General features: G+C 41.2%; 14 protein-coding genes. 8 read left to right on the plus strand and 6 right to left on the minus strand.

What is annotated here, in order from left to right; all coding sequences use genetic code 11:
- Positions 1–108: 108 nt before the first annotated feature.
- From FVA69_RS14710 to FVA69_RS14720, 3 genes are all read left to right on the plus strand, one after another.
- Positions 109–576 (plus strand): Lrp/AsnC family transcriptional regulator, encoded by a 468-nt coding sequence (locus FVA69_RS14710; RefSeq protein ID WP_004909485.1) that lies wholly within the window; start codon positions 109–111, stop codon positions 574–576.
- Between the two features lie 364 nt (positions 577–940).
- A complete protein-coding gene (locus FVA69_RS14715; protein ID WP_004909482.1) occupies positions 941–1,747 on the plus strand; it encodes a BPSS1780 family membrane protein in 807 nt (268 codons plus the stop codon).
- Positions 1,748–1,898: 151 nt separating this feature from the next.
- The gene (locus tag FVA69_RS14720; protein ID WP_109911030.1) at positions 1,899–2,792 is read left to right on the plus strand and encodes a LysR substrate-binding domain-containing protein; all 894 of its coding nucleotides are present in this window, start codon (positions 1,899–1,901) and stop codon (positions 2,790–2,792) included.
- On the opposite strand, the gene FVA69_RS14725 is transcribed toward FVA69_RS14720, so the two are convergent.
- From FVA69_RS14725 to lrp, 6 genes are all read right to left on the minus strand, one after another.
- On the minus strand, positions 2,778–3,506 hold the full coding sequence (locus tag FVA69_RS14725; protein ID WP_004909475.1) for a sulfite exporter TauE/SafE family protein: 729 nt from the start codon (positions 3,504–3,506) through the stop codon (positions 2,778–2,780). The genes FVA69_RS14720 and FVA69_RS14725 overlap by 15 nt on opposite strands.
- Positions 3,507–3,687: 181 nt before the next feature.
- Positions 3,688–4,980 (minus strand): serine--tRNA ligase, encoded by a 1,293-nt coding sequence (gene serS / locus FVA69_RS14730; RefSeq protein ID WP_164529055.1) that lies wholly within the window; start codon positions 4,978–4,980, stop codon positions 3,688–3,690.
- Positions 4,981–5,088: 108 nt separating this feature from the next.
- Positions 5,089–6,432, minus strand: a complete 1,344-nt coding sequence (locus tag FVA69_RS14735) for a replication-associated recombination protein A (RefSeq protein WP_004909469.1) — start codon at positions 6,430–6,432, stop codon at positions 5,089–5,091.
- Between the two features lie 86 nt (positions 6,433–6,518).
- Entirely contained in the window at positions 6,519–7,139 is a 621-nt protein-coding gene (lolA, locus tag FVA69_RS14740; RefSeq protein WP_004909466.1) for an outer membrane lipoprotein chaperone LolA, read from the minus strand.
- An 88-nt stretch (positions 7,140–7,227) separates the two neighbouring features.
- The gene (locus FVA69_RS14745; protein WP_164529056.1) at positions 7,228–10,980 is read right to left on the minus strand and encodes a DNA translocase FtsK 4TM domain-containing protein; all 3,753 of its coding nucleotides are present in this window, start codon (positions 10,978–10,980) and stop codon (positions 7,228–7,230) included.
- Positions 10,981–11,404: 424 nt separating this feature from the next.
- Positions 11,405–11,899, minus strand: a complete 495-nt coding sequence (gene lrp / locus FVA69_RS14750; protein ID WP_004256338.1) for a leucine-responsive transcriptional regulator Lrp — start codon at positions 11,897–11,899, stop codon at positions 11,405–11,407.
- Between the two features lie 535 nt (positions 11,900–12,434).
- On the opposite strand from lrp, the gene trxB reads away from it, so the two are divergent.
- From trxB to aat, 5 genes are all read left to right on the plus strand, one after another.
- A complete protein-coding gene (trxB, locus tag FVA69_RS14755) occupies positions 12,435–13,394 on the plus strand; it encodes a thioredoxin-disulfide reductase (RefSeq protein WP_109911028.1) in 960 nt (319 codons plus the stop codon).
- A gap of 181 nt (positions 13,395–13,575) precedes the next feature.
- Positions 13,576–15,255 carry a DUF7057 domain-containing protein gene (locus tag FVA69_RS14760; protein ID WP_164529057.1) on the plus strand — a complete coding sequence of 560 codons (1,680 nt, stop codon included), beginning with the start codon at positions 13,576–13,578 and terminating at the stop codon, positions 15,253–15,255.
- Positions 15,256–15,669: 414 nt separating this feature from the next.
- The gene (gene cydD, locus FVA69_RS14765) at positions 15,670–17,436 is read left to right on the plus strand and encodes a heme ABC transporter permease/ATP-binding protein CydD (RefSeq protein WP_123382120.1); all 1,767 of its coding nucleotides are present in this window, start codon (positions 15,670–15,672) and stop codon (positions 17,434–17,436) included.
- Between the two features lie 2 nt (positions 17,437–17,438).
- Positions 17,439–19,181, plus strand: a complete 1,743-nt coding sequence (gene cydC / locus FVA69_RS14770; protein ID WP_004909441.1) for a heme ABC transporter ATP-binding protein/permease CydC — start codon at positions 17,439–17,441, stop codon at positions 19,179–19,181.
- Between the two features lie 7 nt (positions 19,182–19,188).
- On the plus strand, positions 19,189–19,890 hold the full coding sequence (gene aat / locus FVA69_RS14775) for a leucyl/phenylalanyl-tRNA--protein transferase (RefSeq protein WP_004256353.1): 702 nt from the start codon (positions 19,189–19,191) through the stop codon (positions 19,888–19,890).
- Positions 19,891–20,019: the final 129 nt, after the last annotated feature.

Consider the following 20,019-nt stretch of genomic DNA (forward strand, 5'->3'; position numbering starts at 1 on the left):
ATTATTGCATTTAAAGAAAGAAATAGGCTTTCTAACTCAGTCATTACACGCTAAAATTTAGGCAATTTTATCCTATTTTATGCGATTTTAAGGTAAAGGCTTTCATTTATGGCAATAGATAAGACAGAAATAAAAATATTGAAATTACTACAAGATGACGCTCGAATAACGAATCAAGTTCTTGCTGAAAAAGTAGGCATGTCAGCCTCTCCCTGTTGGCGAAGAGTTAAAAAGCTAGAAGAAGAACATGTTATTGAAGGATATCGCGCTATTCTCAATCGTAAAAAAATTGGCTTAGGTGTGATGGTATTTGTTCGCGTTATTATTGATAGCGATAGCGAGGCTGAAGCTCAAAAATTTGAACAAGAAGTGACTGAGCTCGAAAATGTTGTCGCTTGCTACAGTATTGGTGGTGATACCGACTTTTTATTGCAGGTTGTATCTCATGATTTAGACTCCTACGCCGATTTCGCGATGACGGTTATTCGCCGGTTACCGGGTATCAAAGAAATGCAAAGTATGTTTGTACTAAAAGAGATTAAGCCATTGGATGCTTACCCCATATCGCTCATTTAACCGCTGGGTAAATGGCATTTTGCTTACGTATTAATAATAATGATTATTTAATTTACTATTCACTATTAAATTAGGGTTTGGTCTTACTGTATAGAATAAAAAAAACAGCCGTTTTCACTGTACTACTAAATACTCATACTCTATTCAATACATTAAGGTATAGATAATGGTCTTATTACAATAAAAAATATCTTATACAAGAAAATTTTAATCAAAAATACCTTACCAGAATAGTCTGCTTTATAATAAGTTAACTTATCTGCATACTACTGCCGATAAGTTACAAGAATGAGTATAAACTCAGAAAACTTATTAATAATAATATATTGCTAATTCACTACGACTAACAGGTTCCTTTCTTATCATGAATAATGAAAACTTCAGTGCAGATAACAACCCTGCACCTACAATTAACGCACAAACTCAAGCCGATACATTCGTTTTTCACGCAGAACCTCGCACAGTAGATGCAGGTGAAGGTGTTAACTGGATCAGCCAATCATGGTCTCTTGTTAAAGAAAAGCTGGGAATGTGGATCCTAATTAACATCGTTCTGTTTGCGGTGATCTTTATCATTTCAATGATCCCATTCTTGAACTTACTGATTACTTTTATTACGCCTATTTTTATTGGTGGTATTATTGCTATCAGTGAAAATCAACGTAAAACTGGCCAAGCAGAAATTGGGTTATTATTTGCTGGTTTCCAAAATAAATTCGGTACCCTATTTGCCGTTGGTGCCATCAACTTTGCGGCTAACTTAGTAGGCATGATCATCGCATTTATTATCGGTGGTTCTGCTATGTTTGGTTTATTGATGGAAAGCAACCAATATGGTTCACCATCTGACGCGGCTATCCTTGCATCTTCAGGTACATTCTTCTTTGCAATTATTATCATGGCCGTTGCTGCGTTAGTAGGTACTGCCTTGACATGGTTTGCTCCAGCATTGGTTATGAACCACGACTTCACTGTTGGCGCTGCAATTTCTGCAAGCTTACAAGCTGTTAAGAAAAATATCCTGCCAGGTCTCCTGTTCTTTATCGTTTTATCAATCTTAATGATAATTTCAGTAATTCCTTTAGGTTTAGGTTTATTAGTTTCTATGCCAATTATGTATGTTTGCTATTACAGCAGCTACCGCAGCCTGTTTTTCTCACAAGTAAAATAAACCAAAGTGTGATGGTTTAACGACTTTGCTAAATCATTAAATCTAAAAAAGGAAAGCAATTGCTTTCCTTTTTGCTATCCCATACAAATTCACATATATTCCTTTAAATAGTAATCTCCCTCTTTCCTTTCATAAATTGGAGCTGTTTTCCATGTATTTCGATATTACTGATTTAAAACTGTGTGTTAATGTCGCTAATGCAGGGAGCATCACCCATGGAGCGAAACTAACTTATCTTACACTGCAATCTGCAAGTGAACGGATACGTGGGTTAGAAAATGAATTAAACGTAGATATTTTTGTTCGCTCAGTGAAAGGGGTTTCATTATCAAATGCAGGTCATACATTTATTGAGCATGCGAAAACAATTTTGCAGCAAATTGAAGTAATGCAAGATGAACTGCAGCAATATAGTCGACACCTGCGTGGGCATATTAATATTCTTTGTAATACCTCTGCTCAAATGGAGTTTTTACCTGCCCGTGTTAGTGCTTATTTACGCCAGCACCCTGCGATGTCTGTGTCAGTGAAGGAAATGCCAAGTACTAATATCGTCACTGCAATCAGAAATAAAATCGCTGATATCGGTGTTATCGCAGATTCTACTGATCTCACCGGGCTGGATATCCGGCCATTCAGCTCAGATGAATTAGTTGTTTTTGTCCATAAAGATAGCCTTTGGGCAAACCGAGAAAATGTTCCATTTTCTGACATTATTGATGCTGAATTTATTGGTTTAATGGAAGATAACCCATTACAAAAACATATTGATAATAACGCCAAACAACAAGGCAGGCGGCTAAATTACCGGGTACGTATGCCAACATTAGATGCTGTAATGCAAGGAGTTAATGATGGCATTGGCATAGCCATTATTCCCAAACAAGCGGCACAGCGTAGCCAGCTCTCTGCGAGTAAAATAGTGCAATTGACTGAAATTTGGGCATGCCGAAAATTAGTTATCTGTGCACGAGATTTCAACCAATTACCTGATTACACTAATGAGTTTGTTAATTTTTTAATTAATTGGTCATCTGAAGGCTAATTTTGTCGCCATGTAAATTCCTAATCCGATCAAACCAATAAAAAAGCAACGACGGAATAATTTCTCGCTAATAATCTTGCGAAAATATTGACCAAGGTACATTCCACCAATAGCTGGTATTAAGGCAAAGGCAGATAAACTCCAATTAATATCATATTGTTGCTGGTCAATGGATAACTTGATTGCTAATGCAACTGTTGATGCGGTAAATGCTAACCCTAGAGCCTGAATAAGCTCATTTTTATTTAATTTTAAGGTTTGCAAATAAGGGACTGCTGGAATAACAAATACACCCGTAGCAGCCGTAATCACACCTGTGATATACCCCACTGTTGGTGAAAGCCATATTTCATGTTTCTTGGATGATGGCATTTTTTTTGCGATTAACCCCCATATTCCATAGATAATAAGCACGAAACCAAGTGCAGGTAGTGTCCAACCAGATGCTGAGGTTAAAGAAGGTAAAAAACTGAATATGGTGCCAAGTACCACCCCAATAATAAAACCACTGAGCCGTTTGATTAGTGCCATAAATTGTGGGCCAATCAATAATTGCCATATATTCGTGATTAACGAGGGAATAATTAACAAGCTAGCAGCGGCAGCAGGCTCCATTGACGTGCTTAATAACCCCATTGCGATTGTCGGTAACCCTAACCCAATCACCCCTTTTACAAGGCCTGCTAGTAAGAAAACACCAATAATTACACCCATTTATTTCGCTCCGATAAATTTACTTTACCGTAGAGTAATGTCCTACATTGAATAGTGCTATTTGGAAAATATTGAGGGGGGATCAGGTTTAGCCTGAGGATACGTTTTCAAAATGCTTTAAATTTGCAAAAAAAACGCGACTACTATGAGTCGCGTTTTACTTTTGAAGAAGTAACGGAAATTAACCGATGAACTCTAACCCTTTCATATATGGGCGTAATACTTCTGGAACTTCAATACGGCCATCTGCTAATTGGTAGTTTTCTAAAATCGCCACCAATGTACGACCAACCGCTAAACCAGAACCATTCAGAGTATGAACAAGTTGTGTTTTCTTATCACTCTTACCGCGGAAGCGAGCTTGCATACGACGCGCTTGGAAATCCCACATGTTTGAACAAGATGAAATTTCACGATAAGTATTTTGCGCTGGTAGCCATACTTCTAAGTCATAAGTTTTACGTGAACCAAAACCAATATCACCGGTGCATAAAATCACTTTACGATAAGGTAAGTTCAGTAATTGTAATACTTTCTCTGCATGGCCAGTCAGCTCTTCCAATGCATCCATAGATTTTTCTGGATGTACGATTTGCACTAACTCAACTTTGTCAAATTGGTGCATACGGATCAAACCACGTGTATCACGGCCATAAGATCCCGCTTCAGAACGGAAACAAGGTGTGTGTGCTGTCATTTTCAGAGGAAGTGAGTCTTCATCTAAAATTTCATCACGAACCAAGTTAGTCACAGGTACTTCAGCTGTTGGAATCAAAGCATAAGTGCTGCTGTCTGCTTCTTCTTCCAGTGGTTTAGTATGAAATAAGTCTTCACCAAACTTTGGTAATTGGCCAGTTCCGTAAAGCGTGTCATGGTTGACTAAATACGGAACATACAATTCTTGGTAGCCATGTTGTTCAGTATGTAAATCAAGCATGAATTGTGCCAATGCACGGTGCATACGAGCAATTTGCCCTTTCATGACAACAAAACGTGCACCCGTCAGTTTTACCGCAGCTGGAAAGTCTAAGCCGCCAGATAGCTCACCAAGGCTAACATGGTCTTTAACTTCGAAATCATACTGGCGAGGCTCACCCCAACGAGCCACTTCAACGTTGTCAGAATCATCTTTACCGTCAGGTACTTGGTCATCAGGGATATTCGGGATACTCAAGGCAATATCACGGATTTCTTGTTGCAGCTTTTCAAGCTCCGCTTTTGCAGAATCCAATTTTTCGCCTAATTGGTTAACTTCTAGACGTAATGGTTCGATATCTTCACCACGTGCTTTTGCCGCACCAATAGTTTTCGATCGCGAGTTACGGTCTGCTTGCAGGGTTTCAGTTTCAACTTGTAAAACTTTGCGGCGTTCTTCTAATTCACGCAGCTTTTCCACATCAAGGGTAAAACCCCTGCGAGCCAGTTTTTCAGCAACCGCGTCTAGCTCCGTACGCAGTAAATTGGGATCGAGCATGCTTATCCTGTGATTATTGTTAGTAATTAATGATACTTTTTGAGGTGCATTCCAGCACAACAAATAAAGTAAAGTATTTCGCTATATAACCTTACCGCATTGCCCAGTTTAGCGATAGCGTTTTGTGGTGCTAATTTGATCCTGTTGGGCTAACCAGTCTAGTTTTTCAGCAAACTTGCTTTCTTGACCCCGTTTCGTAGGGTAGTAATAACGTGTTGTTTGCATAGGTTCAGGAAAATAGTTTTCCCCTGCCGCATAAGCGTTAGGTTCATCATGCGCATAACGATACTCCTTCCCAGCTCCCATTTCTTTTAATAGTTTAGTTGGTGCATTTCGAAGATGTTCTGGCACATCGTAATCCGGTTGCATTTGTGCATCTTTAATCGCAGCTTTATAGGCGGTATAAACCGCGTTACTTTTTGGTGCACAAGCTAAATAAACAATGGCTTGGGCAATTGCACGCTCACCTTCGGCAGGCCCCACTCGAGTAAAGCAATCCCAAGCTGAGATGGCTACTTGCATCGCACGAGGATCCGCATTACCCACATCTTCTGATGCAATTGCAAGTAACCGACGAGCAACATACAAAGGGTCACCACCCGCAGTGATGATCCTTGCAAACCAATATAGTGCGGCATCCGGTGCTGATCCTCTGATAGACTTATGCAGCGCAGAAATTAAGTCGTAATAACGGTCGCCTTTGTTATCAAACCTTGCGGTTCGTTCACCACTGACTTCTTTTAATAAATCAGCGGTTAAAATACGCTGCCCTTGGCCATCCGCTTCGGCCATATCCGCCATCATTTCCAGCAGATTTAATGAACGCCTAGCATCCCCATTAACCAACTGAGCAACCATTTTGCGCGTGCTGTCAGGTAGAACAATATTTTGCCCACCAAGGCCACGAGATGAGTCTGCCAGCGCTTGCAGCAATACTTGTTCAATATCATTCTCTTCAAGAGATTTAAGCAAATACACCCTAGCACGTGATAACAACGCAGAGTTTAATTCAAATGATGGGTTTTCTGTTGTCGCACCAATAAATGTAATCGTGCCATCTTCTATGTGCGGTAAAAATGCATCTTGCTGGCTTTTATTAAAACGATGAACTTCATCCACAAATAAAATGGTTCTTCGCCCTGCACTACGATTTTGCCGAGCCTTTTCAATGGATTCTCGGATTTCCTTAATACCAGAGGTAACCGCTGAGATGCGTTCAATATCGGCTTGTGCATAATTGCCAATAATTTCAGCAAGGGTTGTTTTGCCTGTTCCTGGGGGCCCCCATAAAATCATGGAGTGCAGATGACCCGCTTTAATCGCACGCGGTAACGGTTTGCCCTCTGCCAATAAATGCTTTTGGCCAATATATTGTTCAAGGGTTTCAGGCCGCATTCTTGCTGCTAAAGGTTGAAATTCATTCTGCGAAAAATCAAGAGACAGGTTACCCACTATATCCTCTTTTTTACCTCTTAAAATACCTTATATATTAACCAGCAAATACTCATGTTGCTGGTTAATATTTTTTCTAATCAAGCTTATTTTGCGTTTGAGCGCTGGTCATCTAAAGTGACACCTTTTGGCACAGTAAACTTGAATTTACTTGCATCAACGCGACCATTTTTTTGCTCTTTTAATTGATAAGCACTGGTTTGGCCATCTTGTTCAACCGCTGAAAACTGCTCAATCGTCCCTTGGGGAGAAACTGTAATGGAAAAACGTTTTAAAGTTCCATTAGTTTGTTTTGGTTTTAAATCAAACGTATTTCCTTGTTGGATGATTGAGTACTGTTTCCAATCTTTCGGGTCGTTACGTGTAATTAGTAGAAATGGCGTATCCTGCGTAGCATCCGCTAAATTAGTTACGGTCACTTGTTCTACAAACGGATTATAAAACCACAAATTTTTTCCATCTGACACCAGTACACTTTCATCCGGTGATGTCATGTTCCAATTAAATAAATTTGGGCGCTCAAGCCATAAATCTCCAACACCTTCTTGAATCAAATCCCCTTCAGGACTTGTCACTTTTTGCGAGAAGCTAGCTTGGAAGCTATTGACCTTATTCAAACGTTCTTGAAGGTCTTCGCTTGCGTCTGCCAATACTTGGCCAATATGTAAACTCAGGGCTAACGCACCCAATAACATCATTTTTTTCATCGATGAAAGACCTTAAAATTATTACCTTAAGAGGCGTCCCGTCTTTATACACCCCTTAAATTAAACCAGCAATCAGCACACTAAATTATTAATGTCCCATTGACGGAGGAGCAAGAACTTCACGGTTACCATTGTGCCCTTGCTCACTGACAATGCCTTGGACCTCCATTTGCTCAACAATCCTTGCAGCACGGTTATAACCGATCCTGAATTGGCGTTGAACCCCAGAAATGGAAACTCGTTGTTTCTCAACAACAAACTCAACAGCTTGGTCAAACAGTGGATCGAGCTCTTCGCCACCACTATCATAACCACCGCCTTCGCTATCATCACTACAGGTTGTAATGCTATCAATATATTGTGGTTTACCGCGAGCTTTCCAATCATTCACAACGGCATGAACCTCTTGGTCACGGACAAAGGCGCCGTGCACCCGCACTGGAATTGAAGAGTTTGGCGGTAAATACAGCATATCCCCCATACCGAGTAAAGACTCCGCACCGCCTTGGTCAAGGATCGTGCGCGAGTCAATTTTACTGGATACCGTAAATGCAATCCGCGTTGGAATATTTGCTTTGATTAACCCTGTAATAATATCAACCGATGGTCGTTGGGTTGCCAATACCAAATGGATACCCGCTGCACGTGCCTTTTGCGCCAATCGTGCAATTAGCTCTTCCACTTTTTTACCTGCCGTCATCATTAAGTCAGCAAACTCATCAACCATGACAACAATGTAAGGTTCTTTTTTCAGCATTGGATGCTCTGTATCCATACTATCACCAGGTTTCCAATGCGGATCAGGAATTGGCCGGCCCATTTCTTCTGCCGCTTTGATGCGATCGTTATAACCCGCTAGGTTACGTACCCCTAATGCAGACATGAGTTTATAACGACGTTCCATTTCATTCACGCACCAGCGCAAGGCATTTGCCGCATCTTTCATGTCAGTAACCACTTCTGTCAATAGATGCGGGATACCTTCATAAATGGATAATTCGAGCATTTTCGGGTCAATCATGATAAAGCGAACATCTTCTGGTTTCGCTTTATACAAAATGCTGAGGATCATTGCATTGACCCCTACAGATTTACCAGAGCCGGTTGTCCCCGCAACGAGTAAATGTGGCATTTTTGCTAAATCAGCAACGACAGGATCGCCTTCAATATCTTTCCCTAAGACAATAGTGAGAGGAGATGGATTTTTGCGGAAGTCATCGCAATCTAATACCTCACTCAAGTAAACAGTTTGCCGTTTCTCATTAGGGAGCTCTAGGCCTACATAAGGTTTGCCCGGTATCACTTCTACAACACGTACGGCTACGGTTGACAACGAACGAGCAAGGTCACGTGACAATGTAGATATCCTTGCTGCTTTTACTCCCGGCGCTAGATCAAGCTCAAACCGAGTAATGACAGGGCCTGGAGAGAACCCAACTACTTCGGCTTTAACACGATAATCATTGAGCCTCGCTTCAATCAACCTCGCTGTTTGTTCTAGTTTGAACATGTCCACTGGCTCTTCTTGCGCTGGCGGGCTTGCCAGCAAATCAAGAGATGGCATTGGCGTTGTTGGTTTCGGTAATGGTTGGTCATTACGCACTAAGAACGGGTGGAATAAGCTATCTTGCTGTGGCTGCTGTGGCTGCTGTGGCTGCTGTGGCTGCTGTGGCTGCTGTGGCTGCTGTGGCTGCTGTGGCTGCTGTGGCTGCTGTGGCTGCTGTGGCTGCTGTGGCTGCTGTGGCTGCTGTGGCTGCTGTGGCTGCTGTGGCTGCTGTGGCTGCTGTGGCTGCTGTGGCTGCTGTGGCTGCTGTGGCTGCTGTGGCTGCTGTGGCTGCGCAAAAGTTTGTGTTACTGCTGGTGAGTTGCCAAGCCCTTCAGCAATATTATCAATATTATTTTGCGGAGCCGTAGGTGGAACAGAAGACGTACTAAATGACGGCATAAATAATGGGTCAGCAGGCTCGTTGTCAACCAAATCATCAACAGGGGTAAAACTATCCAGTACAGAGAACTCTTTTCTTAAATCAATTCTAGGCTCAAAGTCCTCTTGTACTTGCGAAGAATACTCTTGCGTGAACTGAGGCTGATAGCCATTATCAACGACTGGCGCAACTTCCTCAGGCTCTGGAATTGTATGCGTATTATTGGACTGTTGTGAAGCCGACGCCCAACGGTGTTCAATTTCTGGCTGTGTAAATGAGCTGATTTTATTTTCTGTCATTGGCTCATTTTGTAATGGTTCTTCATCTGAATGTACGCTATTTAATGGCGCTTCATAATCCGTTTCATCAACTTCACCATAACGTTCGCGTTGCTGCTCTAAAAACTGAGCTCGTAGTAATTCACCTTGTTGTGCTTCATCATCAGTTTCAAGTTGCTCAGACTCACTCGCAGACCACTGCTGATATATCTGCTCACGTTTAGAGGCTTCTTCTTCACGCCGCTGTAGTTCTGCATCACGTAACGATGGAATGCGAATACCATATAACTCACGACGAGTCGGTAAGCGAACAGGGTTTGGCCGCGGAAGCTCTGGTTCCATATTTTGTTTAACCTGAGCATGACGTTCCAGCGCAGCCACTGAAATACCCGCAGCTGCTAATGCCGCAGGGTTAGAGACCCTTTCAGTGACTGATGAAGGAATAACACTTTGCGTTATATTGGTAGTGTCAAATGATGGAACTGAGTGAGTTTGTGATTCAAAAGCCGCTTGCTGAACGGGCGTTTCTTGTTTATCCGAATACTCTTGGTAAGCGGTATTACCTTGTTTTTGTGGTTCTGATTGTTGATTATGCTGAACACTAAACAGCTGTTCTTCTGGTGCAACATATGGCGACGCTTGAGCTAACGGCTCATTAACGGTATCTGAAGTTGTATCAAAACCAGTACCAAGCTTAGGCTGGTAATCTTCAGGTACTTCAAAATGATATGTGCTCGGCTCATCCACTGCAGAGAAGGCCGTTACTGGAACTTGCTCAGACACGCTTTGATTCACCAATGGGATTGCGTTTTCTGTCGCTGTCATCGCTTCATTCGTCGTTTTTTCCGTTGTTGGAGCGATTTCAGTGACTAATTCAGCCACTGTGGGAGCAGAAAATAAAATATCATCCGCATCAATATTTTCTAGATCGTCATTGGCCCTGTGCTCAGCTTCTTGCGCACGCTGTAAAGCCCCTTCAGTCTCTTCAACGTCATAATCATAGTTATCTAAATCATCTCCCCTTGCTCGATTTGTCAGCAACGTAATTGGGAGAAGCACAGCCGCACCAATTTTTTCTGCGATTGTAAGCCATGACCACCCAGTAAACAGGGTAAAGCTTATTGCCCATAAAAATAGCAATGCTAACGTAGCGCCTAATGAATTGAACCACGGCATAATGGCACTGCTAAATACACTGCCAATCACTCCACCAGAGGCGAAGTTAGGTAAGTCGTCAAAATTGAGAGCCGCGAGTCCACAAGAGGATAAAATAAGTGCTAAACCACCGATTAATCTTAATGATAAAGAGAAAAAGTCAATATATCGGCGCTGACTTTCGTATTGAAAAATCGCCCAGCACCCTAGAAGTAATAAGGGGGGAATAGCAAATGCAAGAATACCAAAAGCCGAGAAAAGGATGTCAGCGCTCCATGAACCAACACTTCCCCCTAAATTCTTCACTGGGGCATTCCAAGTTGTCTGTGACCAGCTTGGATCTGAAGGGCTGAAGCTCAATAAAGCCACCATTAAGAAGAGTGCGCTCAAGCATATTGCGAGCAAAATAACCTCTAATAGCCGCCTTCCGCTACTTAGTTTTTTAAATTTGATGTGTTTATCTTCTGTATATTCTTGGCTCATTATTGTTTCTTTGCTAACTGATGTTCTTGACTAACCTAGGTTTATTCTACCATTAAACGACTGACTCTGCCTGCTTTACAACATCTAAGGTAAATCAGGGCATTATGAAAACGCTAAGGTGCAGTATTCCATCTAATGTATGACGATTCAATTTCTATTTCTCATCAAAAGTCCTAAATATTTATAGCTTTAGAATCAATAAATTGAAAATAAAATTTATCAATTGCTAAGTAATTTTTGCAAGATAACACAGAAAGACTGGGATTGCGGTCAGACAATGCCTTTTAAAGACGAGACATTACGTTTTTATCTAGCAGCAAATGAGGTGAGAAAAACGGAACAACGCTGAGTAAACTCAGCGTTGAAACTGCAGTGCGGCAACAAAGCTGAAATGCTGTGCTGAAGCGAGGTTAAAAAGCTCTGATTAGCGAGTTTTGATCACTAAGCGATTGCTTTGTTTAACTTCTTCCATAACTACATAGGTGCGAGTGTCGTTTACACCTGGTAAACGTAACAGAGTTTCACCTAATAGTTTACGATATGCGGACATATCTGGCACACGCGTTTTCAACAGGTAGTCAAAGTCACCAGAAACCAAGTGACATTCCTGAATTTCTTCCAATTTTTGAACTGCAGTATTGAATTGCTCAAACACATCAGCTGCACCGCGGTTGAGTGTAATTTCAACAAACACGAGTAAAGATGCATCTAAGTAATGTGGGTTTAATAACGCCGTATAGCCAGAGATAAATCCTTGTCTCTCAAGACGACGCACACGCTCTAAACAAGGTGTTGGGGATAAACCAACTCGTTTAGATAATTCTACGTTAGAAATTCGCCCGTCTTTTTGTAGCTCGTTTAATATATTCCTGTCGATACGGTCAAGGTCTTTGCCTGGACGCTTTTTATTGTCAATCATCTCTTTATCTCTCTTTCTCTAATTGTTATTTTCTACATCTAAAAATAAGCACCTTAGCCACCACCTTTTTTATTTAGGAATTCGTGTTCAGGAGCAAATTTTGTTCGTAATGCTGAAGTTAGTGTGAATGTAATTATCACCCACAATTTTTACTTGTATTTTAAATTTGTAAGTAGTGTAAAGTTAATTTTCCAGTGAGAACAAAAATGCGCCATTTCCATTGATCCGCTAGATAATTAACTCTTACACTGATGTTTTCGCAAATGCGCAGCCGATTGTCAAAGCAAATGAATAAAAATCAGTACAAGATTTCGCTTTTTTTTCCAGTAAAACGTTTCGCAGCCTTAATTCAAGATAATTCCTAAAAATTGTGATGCGTGACACAAGCAACTTTTTGTCACACTTTTTTACATTTTGTCGGTTTTACCTATTAATGAAATAAGCCAAATGAAACTAAGTCGCACTTAAACCACTTTTGTTAGCCTCTTATTTCTCCTACAATCTGATAAATGCTTTTTAGATTAAAGAGGAATTCATGAGCACAACAACACATCGCAAGTTAATCATTCTTGGTTCTGGCCCAGCTGGCTATACTGCGGCTGTCTATGCTGCACGTGCAAACTTAAACCCAGCATTGATTACTGGGGTGGAAAAAGGCGGTCAATTGACCACCACAACTGAAGTTGAAAACTGGCCTGGTGACCCAGAAGGATTAACCGGTCCAGGGCTTATGGAACGCATGCATGAGCACGCGTCAAAATTTGATACTGAAATCATTTCTGACCATATCCAAAAAGTGGACTTAAAACAACGTCCTTTCCGTTTAATTGGCGATGAAAATGAATATACCTGTGACGCTTTAATTATTGCGACAGGCGCTTCCGCACGTTATATCGGTCTGCCTTCAGAAGAAGCGTTCAAAGGCCGTGGCGTTTCAGCTTGTGCAACCTGTGATGGTTTCTTCTATCGTAATCAAAAAGTGGCTGTCGTTGGTGGTGGAAACACCGCGGTAGAAGAAGCGCTGTACCTTTCTAATATTGCATCAGAAGTCCATTTAATTCATCGCCGTGATAGCTTCCGTGCAGAAAAAATCCTTATTAACCGTTTAATGGATAAAGTTGAAAACGGTAATATTATCCTGCATACCGACCGTACATTAAATGAAGTCTTAGGTGATGACATGGGGGTTACAGGTGTGCGCTTAGAGTGTACTAAAACACACGCAACAGAAGATATCCCTGTTATGGGCGCATTTATTGCCATCGGCCACAGTCCAAATACGGGCATTTTTGAAGGTCAACTCGATTTAGACAACGGTTATATTAAAGTGCAATCAGGCACCCAAGGTAATGCGACCCAAACCTCTGTTGAAGGTGTGTTCGCTGCCGGTGATGTCATGGACCACATCTACCGTCAAGCCATTACCTCTGCGGGCACAGGCTGTATGGCCGCCTTAGATGCAGAGCGTTATCTTGATGGCTTAGCATCTAAATAATCAATAAATTATTGTGATTTAAATAGGCTTCAATGTTTATTCAATTGAAGCCTTTTTTGTTACTGATATTACCCATCTTAACTATTGGTTTTACATATATTTTTAAGAGCAAGTTTATATTGTACTTCTCGAATACTCCCTATACTGTTTTTACATAACATTTACGAATATAGGTGTAGGTATGGGGCAACAATTAGAACGTGATGCCATTCGCGGTTATTCTTATTTTATTATTGTCATACTTGCCGTGATGCAAGGCATCGTCATCACTGCCACCACTGATTACGCCATCCGTATAGAAAGCCAATTAAGCACGACCACTCTATATCTGCCTATTTTGCTCGCTATTTTTGTTCCTTCAGCAATAAGTTACCTAATTACCAATGCAAAATCCGGTATTTTTTATCTCAACATCGTCGTTATTATTGGGTTAATTTTCTGGCTCAATTACTGGCATGCCCAAGACTTTAAAAATCCTGCAGATACAGACCCATTCTTCGCCTTTATCACCCTAACCGTCCTGTTCTTTTTTATGCTTCCTTGGATGCAACTGTGGCAAGTAACAAGAACATGGAAAATCGATTACGGTTGCTTAATGGGGCTATATATTAAAAATACCTTTTTAGGTGTTCTAGCTGCTGCTATCGGTGGGTTGCTAACTCTAATCATAAAAATAGCCAGTTTCCTATTTGATATTGTTAACCTTAATTTTTTGAGTGAAGCTCTTGATAACGACGTTATCTACTGGGTGAGCTTTGCACTTGGCTTCAACGTGAGTTTAGTTTTTTTACGGGCAACACTAAATGTACAGCTCAGTAATTTTGCTAGCTTTATTGCTCGTTTTTTCTTACCCCTCTTAAATATTGTTGCCGTTATTTTCTTAGTTGGTTTTGTTGTTTCCTACTTTTCAGGTTTAAGCTCCACGAATTTAGGCTCCGCGGTGATGCTATGGTTTTTAATTTTAAACCTCATTTTCATCAATTTTGTGTATGGTGATGGCACTAGCCAATATCAATACCGTACAGGTCTAAATGGTTTTGTCTTAGTTAGCATTATTCTACTCAATGCATTTTCAGTGCTTTCCCTCTATGGCATTCTGGTACGAGTAAACCAGTATAGTTGGAGCGTTGAACGCCTGTATGCATTTACTATTGCCTTATTTCTATTTGTATTGGTTTTTGCTTACAGTATTGCCATTATTTATAAAAGATCAGCTTGGATGTCCTATTTAGGGTTTATCAATAAAGCGGGAATTTTGTCTCTAATTGCCATTATATTGGTCATTAACAGCCCTATTGCTGATTTTAAACGCATCACACTAAACAGTATTCTTGCTGGCGTTGAAAATGGCAAAATTAAAGTCAATAGTTCGCTTGCTTATGACTTAAAACAATTAGGTGAAAAGGGGCAACAGGCTTTTGAGCAACTCAACAACAACCCTGAATATCAAAAACTATTCCAAACTAGCCCTTATGAAGAAGAACAGCGTAAGCCGCTTAAATCAGTATTAATTCAAGCTAAAAATAGCCCTACAATACCAGACAACTGGTTCGATCTCGGAGAAAACCTTAGCAGTGCGTGGTATTGCACTTCACAATACGACCCATACCCATGTGTAGGCTTTATGGCCGATGTAAACCAAAACAACCAAAATGATGTGGTTATGTGCTATTCCTACCCAAGTAGTTCGAGTATTGATTGCAATATATGGCAACAAACGGAACAGAGCTGGGAGTTAATGGATACGCAAACTCGCACATTTAATACCATGCAAGAAAAAGCTCAGGCTTGGGATAATTTATTAAAAGGAAATTTTAAATTAAAACCCAAAGAATGGTTAATGATAGACCCCACTTCTTAATACTAATTAAAAATGCAGGTGACTTAACATTTCTTTGTTAAGCCACCTTTTCATTACGTAAAAATACAGTAACATCTCAAGATTATTACATCCCAAACTTTACTGAAATATTAAACTTACCTTTATAAAACAATTTAATAACAAAATACAACTCACCGTAAATAACCCACTTTTATTATGTAACATATCGTGGTGAAGCTGTTATGATGTACCCTAGTACCCGAATTTATGGGTAAGATCAAAAACGCAGATTTTCTTATAACCACCAATTGCGTTACCAGATCAAAAAATTATCGTTCTCATGCGGTATAAAATAGTCCAACTGTAATATAGCGCATGGTAAAAGCAACGTTAGGTTGGTATTTCCTAACTATACTCAATGACATTAAAACTACACCTGCTAACTAAATCATTATGGATAAATCAAGACAGACTGAATTGGTACGTTGGTTAAAACAATACAGTGCCCCTGCCAAGCGCTGGTTGCGGATCTCTATGTTACTAGGTATTTTGAGCGGATTACTGATTATTGCTCAAGCCTGGTTCTTAGCTGTTATCTTACAAGCATTGATTATGGATAACGTTCCTCGAGAACAGCTATTAACTCCCTTTATTCTTCTGATTTGCGTTTTCATCTTACGTGCAATTGTCACCTATATACGAGAACGTGTTGGCTTTCGTTGTGGCCAAGTGGTGCGCCAAGAAATACGCACCATGGTACTCGATAAACTTCAAGAGCTCGGCCCTGTATGGGTTAAAGGTAAGCCTGCGGGTAGCTGGGCCACGATTATTCTTGAACAAATTGAAGACATGCAAGACTACTATTCACGCTATCTTCCACAAATGTATTTAGCGGGGATCATCCCCATTATGATCCTGATTGCTATTTTCCCATTTAACTGGGCTGCTGCACTTATTTTATTCGTCACTGCCCCGCTAATTCCTATTTTTATGGCATTAGTCGGCTTAGGTGCTGCGGACGCTAACCGCCGTAATTTTATTGCATTAGGTCGTTTAAGCGGTAGTTTTCTCGATAGATTACGAGGCCTTGATACCTTACGGTTATTTTTTCGTGAAAAGGCAGAAATTAAGCAAATTCGCGAATCAACAGAGGATTTTCGTTCCAGAACGATGGAAGTACTAAGAATGGCATTTTTGTCTTCCGGTGTACTTGAGTTTTTTGCATCGATTTCTATTGCTGTTGTTGCCGTCTATTTTGGTTTTTCTTACCTAGGTGAAATGAATTTTGGTAGCTACGGTTTACCTGTCACGCTATTTGCAGGTTTTCTTGCCTTGATACTGTCTCCAGAGTTTTTCCAACCACTACGAGATCTTGGCACATACTACCACGCCAAAGCACAAGCTGTTGGTGCCGCTGAAACACTCGAAACATTGTTAAACAGTGATGGGGAACAAAACACTCAACAAGGAACCCAAACACTAAGCGATGATGCTATCTATATTCAGGCTAAACAATTAGAAATTTTATCCCATGATGGAGTGCGCCTTGCTGGGCCATTAGATTTCAATATTGAACCACAACAACGTATTGCGATTGTTGGTCAAAGTGGCGCAGGGAAAAGCTCATTACTCAATTTATTGTTAGGCTTTTTGCCTTATCGCGGCTCCATCACCGTAAATGGTGTTGAACTTCGTGAATTATGTCCTGATAAATGGCGTGAATTACTTGGCTGGGTTGGGCAAAACCCTCACCTTCCAGAGCAAACACTGGTTGAAAACATCTGTTTAGGCAAGCCAAATGCTACAGAGGCAGAAATTCAACAGGCTATTGATAATGCATATGTTTCCGAATTCTTAGCCCATTTGCCTGACGGTCTAAATACCAAATTAGGTGACTATGCCGCCCGCCTTTCGGTCGGGCAGGCTCAGCGTGTTGCCGTTGCACGAACCCTGTTGAAACCTTCTCGTATGCTACTTCTAGATGAGCCCGCTGCGAGCTTAGACTCCCACAGTGAGCAACGTGTTATGCAAACACTTAACCAGCTATCAAGTCAGCAAACAACCCTTTTAGTCACCCATTTGCTGGAAGAAACCCTTGATTATGACCAAATTTGGGTAATGGCTAATGGTCAAATCATTCAGCAAGGTAATTACACACAACTAAGTCAATCAGAAGGCGCTTTTGCCCAGTTACTTGCCCATCGCAGTGAGGAGCTTTGATAATGAAAATTTTATTACCTTTCTTAGCCCTTTACCGCCGCCATTGGTTTTTAATTACATTAGGTATCATCTTAGCGATTGTGACCTTACTGGCGAGTATTGGTTTACTTACCCTTTCCGGTTGGTTTTTAGCCGGAACCGCAATTGCTGGTTTTCCGGGTCTTTACTATTTTAATTACATGTTACCTGCTGCGGGTGTCCGTGGCGCCGCTATTTTTCGTACCGCTGGCCGTTATGGAGAACGCCTAGTTAGCCACGATGCCACCTTTAAGGTACTTGCCCATTTACGGGTTTTTGCTTTTAGTAAAGTATTACCCCTTTCACCGGGAGGTATCAGCCGTTTCCGTCAAGGGGAGTTACTCAATCGCCTCGTCGCTGACGTAGAAACCCTAGATCATCTCTATTTACGCGTTTTATCACCGATCATTACTGCATTTTTTGTTACCTTTGTCCTTATTTTTGGTTTAAGTTACCTCGACCCTCGTCTTGCGTGGACACTGGGTGGCATCATGCTGTTTTTACTGTTTACCATGCCATTTATATTTTATCGTGCTGGCAAACCCATCGGCCGTGAACTAACCGAATTACGTGGAAGTTATCGCACTATTTTAACCTCTGCACTGCAAGGGCAAGCTGAGCTAACATTGTTTGGTGCCACTGACCGTTTTCGCCAAAACTTGCTTAATATTGAAAACAAATGGCAAATACGCCAACAACAGCAAGCGGCACTTACCGGGCTATCTCAAGCCATTATTTTATTTGCCTCTGGTGTGACTGCGACACTACTTCTTTGGATGGCTGCCGACCATGTGGGAGGGGATACCAAACCAGGTGCACTCATTGCTTTGTTTGTTTTCTGTGCGCTGGCTGCTTTCGAAGCACTAGGCCCAGTTGCGGTAGCCTTCCAACATATGGGGCAAGTGATTGCGTCTGCTACTCGCGTTTCTCAATTAATGACCGCGAAACCGGAGGTAACTTTCCCAAGTGAAAGCCCTTCAATCGCAACATTGGAAAGCCTGACTGTCGACAATATTTCATTTACCTATCCAGAGCAGCCATTTGCCGTTCTTCACAATGTATCTTTAACGTTAAATAAAGGCCAACACCTTGCTTTATTAGGTAAAACTGGCTGCGGTAAATCAACGCTCCTTCAATTATTAACTCGTGCTTGGGATGTTGATAGCGGAACCATCTACTTAAATGGCACGCCTATTAACGAATTTAGCGAAAAATCGTTACGCAATATGATGTCTGTTGTGCCACAACGGGTTCATGTCTTTAGTGATACATTACGCAATAATCTATTACTCGCCAATGAACAAGCGACTGATATCGAATTAAATGAAGTATTGCAACAAGTTGGCTTGGGCAATTTATTAGAAAACGAATTAAAGCTTAATGCATGGATGGGAGAAGGCGGTCGACAGCTTTCAGGTGGGGAACAGCGCCGCTTAGGCATTGCCCGTGCTTTGTTACATAATACCCCATTAATTCTAATGGATGAGCCAACGGAAGGGCTTGATGCGCATACAGAACAACAGATTTTAGCACTACTCAAAGAAAAATGTGCTGATAAAACATTAATTGTCATTACTCACCGCATGCAGGGCTTAGAGGAAATGGATAACATTTGTGTGATGGATAATGGTAAAATCATCGAACAAGGTACTCATCAAGCGCTGTTAGGCATGCAAGGCCAGTATTATCAGTTCCGCCAGCGCCACTGGGCACAGCAACCGCTCTGAGGCGTATATGTATCAATTAGATGACGACTCCTATTTATTCCCTCCCGTGTCTGAAGCCATGCGGGAGCCCAATGGTTTATTAGCGATTGGCGGAGATCTTTCATCAAAAAGGCTGCAAGCCGCTTATTATGATGGTATCTTTCCTTGGTTTAATCCTGGAGAGATGCCTTTATGGTGGTCTCCGGACCCTAGAGCAGTACTCATGGTTGGTGAGCTTCATATTAGCCGGTCAATGAAAAAAGTATTAAAAAAGCAGACTTATCGCATTACCGTTAACCATGCATTCAAGCAAGTTATTGAAGCTTGTTCTGTACGCCAAGAAGGCACATGGATTTTACCCGAAGTTCAAGCTGGGTATTTGGCATTACACCAAGCAGGAATGGCTCATTCCATTGAAGCTTGGTATGGCGATAAACTCGTTGGAGGCCTGTATGGTGTGAACATGGGGCACCTATTTTGTGGGGAATCTATGTTCAGTAGAATGAATGATGCATCCAAATTTGCTTTTATTACGTTCTATTTTCATTTTTTGCGCTATAATGGGCAACTTTTTGATTGTCAGGTACTTAACCACCATACCGCCTCAATGGGCGCAAAAGAGATATCCCGTAGGGATTTTTTACATATTCTTTATCGGTGGCGTGACAAAGCGATTGACCCCGCCTGCTGGATACCGCAATCGATTGAAATACCGCCAATTTTCGATTAATGAATTTTGGTTTTACATTAATTTTATTCCTTCACTTAAAAATAAAGATCGCGTTAAAATGCGACACTTCTTTACTTAGTGCGGGTTTTTGGGCATTATCTTGCCCGTTAAAAATCACGGTTATTAAAC

It is taken from the genome of Providencia sp. PROV004 (assembly GCF_011045615.1).
GTDB classification, from domain to species: Bacteria; Pseudomonadota; Gammaproteobacteria; order Enterobacterales; family Enterobacteriaceae; genus Providencia; species Providencia rettgeri.

Bases quoted from the DNA above. Each gene is read 5' to 3' on its own strand.
- FVA69_RS14710 (WP_004909485.1), top strand. From the start codon at position 109: ATGGCAATAGATAAGACAGAAATAAAAATATTGAAATTACTACAAGAT.
- FVA69_RS14715 (WP_004909482.1), top strand. From the start codon at position 941: ATGAATAATGAAAACTTCAGTGCAGATAACAACCCTGCACCTACAATT.
- FVA69_RS14720 (WP_109911030.1), top strand. From the start codon at position 1,899: ATGTATTTCGATATTACTGATTTAAAACTGTGTGTTAATGTCGCTAAT.
- FVA69_RS14725 (WP_004909475.1), bottom strand. From the start codon at position 3,506: ATGGGTGTAATTATTGGTGTTTTCTTACTAGCAGGCCTTGTAAAAGGG.
- serS (WP_164529055.1), bottom strand. From the start codon at position 4,980: ATGCTCGATCCCAATTTACTGCGTACGGAGCTAGACGCGGTTGCTGAA.
- lolA (WP_004909466.1), bottom strand. From the start codon at position 7,139: ATGAAAAAAATGATGTTATTGGGTGCGTTAGCCCTGAGTTTACATATT.
- FVA69_RS14745 (WP_164529056.1), bottom strand. From the start codon at position 10,980: ATGAGCCAAGAATATACAGAAGATAAACACATCAAATTTAAAAAACTA.
- lrp (WP_004256338.1), bottom strand. From the start codon at position 11,899: ATGATTGACAATAAAAAGCGTCCAGGCAAAGACCTTGACCGTATCGAC.
- trxB (WP_109911028.1), top strand. From the start codon at position 12,435: ATGAGCACAACAACACATCGCAAGTTAATCATTCTTGGTTCTGGCCCA.
- FVA69_RS14760 (WP_164529057.1), top strand. From the start codon at position 13,576: ATGGGGCAACAATTAGAACGTGATGCCATTCGCGGTTATTCTTATTTT.
- cydD (WP_123382120.1), top strand. From the start codon at position 15,670: ATGGATAAATCAAGACAGACTGAATTGGTACGTTGGTTAAAACAATAC.
- cydC (WP_004909441.1), top strand. From the start codon at position 17,439: ATGAAAATTTTATTACCTTTCTTAGCCCTTTACCGCCGCCATTGGTTT.
- aat (WP_004256353.1), top strand. From the start codon at position 19,189: ATGTATCAATTAGATGACGACTCCTATTTATTCCCTCCCGTGTCTGAA.